The sequence below is a fragment of the Streptomyces calidiresistens genome, from assembly GCF_014141525.1.
Lineage (GTDB): Bacteria > Actinomycetota > Actinomycetes > Streptomycetales > Streptomycetaceae > Streptomyces > Streptomyces calidiresistens.
Genome location: NZ_VKHS01000888.1, coordinates 1 through 2,090 on the forward strand (window position 1 = coordinate 1; position 2,090 = coordinate 2,090).

Below are 2,090 nucleotides of genomic sequence, written 5' to 3' on the forward strand. Positions count from 1 at the left end.
GCCCCACCCGTACCGCCCGCACGTCCCGCACGTCCCACACGTCACCTCTTCGTGCCCCGGCCCGGCCGAGCCGCGCGGGGGCCCGCGACCCGACCCGCCCGGGGTCGTGCGTCGCGTCCATCACCATCCGAAAGGAAAAGATCCGCCATGGCCAACACCGATGCCGCGCTCAAAGAGGCGATGACCAGCATCGAGGGCACCATCGGGGTCGCCCTCGTCGACTACACCAGCGGCATGGCCCTCGGCGTCGTGGGCGGCGGCAAGGAACTCGACCTCAACGTCGCCGCCGCCGCCAACACCGACGTGGTCCGCGCCAAGCTGCGGGCCATGGAACTCCTCTCCCTGGGCGACGAGATCGAGGACATCCTCATCACCCTGGGCACCCAGTACCACCTCCTCCGCCTGATGAAGGGACGCGGCAGCCAGGGACTGTTCCTCTACCTCGCGTTGGACAAGAAGCGGGCCAATCTCGCGATGGCCCGTCACCAGCTCAAGAGGATCGAGAGCGACCTGGAGGTCTGACCCGGCGCGTCCCCGGGGCCCGGCACCGCCGGGCGCCGGGGACGCGCCCGGCCGGCCGGGCGGGGGCCCGGCCCCGACCGGGGAGGAGCCCCGGGGCTCATCGGTGGGCGAGCGCCTCCCGCAGAACCCCGCACAGGGCCTCCAACGCGTTCGGGAAGGCGCTCTCCGACGGGGCGCCGTACCCGACGACCAGCCCCTTGGGGCACTGGTCCTCCCCGACCCCCGCCGGCGCGCGCCACCGGTAGTCGGCCAGCCCTTCCACGGCCACCCCCCGTCGGGCGGCGGCGGCCACCACGGCGGCCTCGTCGGTTTCCGGCGGCAGCGTCACCACGGCGTGCAACCCCGCCGCCGCACCGCAGACCCCCACTCCCGGTACCCGCTCCGCCAGGGCCCGGTGGAGTCGGTCCCTGCGCCGTCGGTACCGCTCGCGCATCCGGCGCACGTGCCGGTCCCGTGCCCCCGAGGCGAGGAAGTCGGCCAGGGTCAGCTGATCGGGCACGCTCGTGCGGGCCTCCCGCTCGCCCTTGAGGGCGAGCACCCGGGGAACGAGATGGCCGGGCAACACCATCCAGCCGAGTCGCAGGGCCGGGCTCAAACTCTTGCTCACCGACCCGAGGTGAACCACCCGCTCGGGATCCAACGCCTGGAGCGCGCCCACCGGCCGGCGGTCGTAGCGGAACTCCCCGTCATAGTCGTCCTCCAGCACCAGGCCGTCCCGCTCACGGGCCCACTCGATCACCGCCGCCCGCCGCTCGGCCGCCAACGGGCCGCCGAGCGGGAACTGATGCGCCGGGGTCAGCAACACCGTGCGCACCTCCCGGGTCCCGGGGGTGCCGGCCGGGGAATCCGTCAGCGCCCCGACCCGGGCACCGTCGGCGTCCACCGGCAGGGGAACCGCCCGCAGCCCGGCCTCCTCCAGGATCCGGTACTGGAAGACCGGTCCGTACTCCTCCACCGCGACGGCGCCTCGGCGCAGGGAGGCGAGCAACCGCAGCGCATGGGAGACCCCCGCGCAGATCACCACCCGTTCGGGATCAGTCCGCACACCCCGTGCCCGGGCCAGGTACAGGGCCACCTCGCGGCGCAGCGCGGGATGTCCGCGCGGGTCCCCGGGGCCGAAGGCGTCGTCCGGCGCGGTGAGCAGGGCCCTGCGGGTGGAGGTCAACCACGCCCCGCGCGGAAAGGAGTCGGCTGCGGGGGAACCCTGCCGCAGGTCGTACCGGGGAACCGGTACGACCCGGCCGCACCGGGAGGGGTGCCCGGTACGCCGGGAGGTCGGGCTCTCCCGGGAAGGATCACCCCGGGACGCCACCGTGGTGCCCGACCCCCGGCGCGCCACCAGCCAACCCTCGGCGGTCAGTTCCTCGTACGCCCGCACCACGGTGTTGCGGGCCACACCGAGGTCGGCCGCCAGGGCACGGGAGGAGGGCAGCCGGGTGCCGGAGGGCAGGCGGCCGTCGGCGATGGCCTCCCGCACTCCGCGCATCACCCCCTCCGCCCGTCCCTCGCCGGCGACCGGATCGAGGTGGAGTTCGGGACCGACGCGGGGCGGGGGCGCCGGCGAGGGA

At 74.9% G+C, this 2,090-nt stretch carries 2 protein-coding genes; one reads left to right on the forward strand and one right to left on the reverse strand.

Translation table 11 applies throughout. From position 1 onward, the window contains the following. Positions 1-147: 147 nt before the first annotated feature. On the forward strand, positions 148-522 hold the full coding sequence (locus FOE67_RS23810; protein ID WP_182666896.1) for a hypothetical protein: 375 nt from the start codon (positions 148-150) through the stop codon (positions 520-522). 97 nt (positions 523-619) lie between these two features. Here FOE67_RS23810 and pdxR read toward each other — a convergent pair. After that, positions 620-2,090, reverse strand: a 1,471-nt coding sequence (gene pdxR / locus FOE67_RS23815; protein WP_228474219.1) for a MocR-like pyridoxine biosynthesis transcription factor PdxR, incomplete at its 5' end; no start/stop codon positions are given.

Coding starts and splice junctions, on each gene's coding strand:
- FOE67_RS23810 (WP_182666896.1), top strand. CDS start 148: ATGGCCAACACCGATGCCGCGCTCAAAGAGGCGATGACCAGCATCGAG.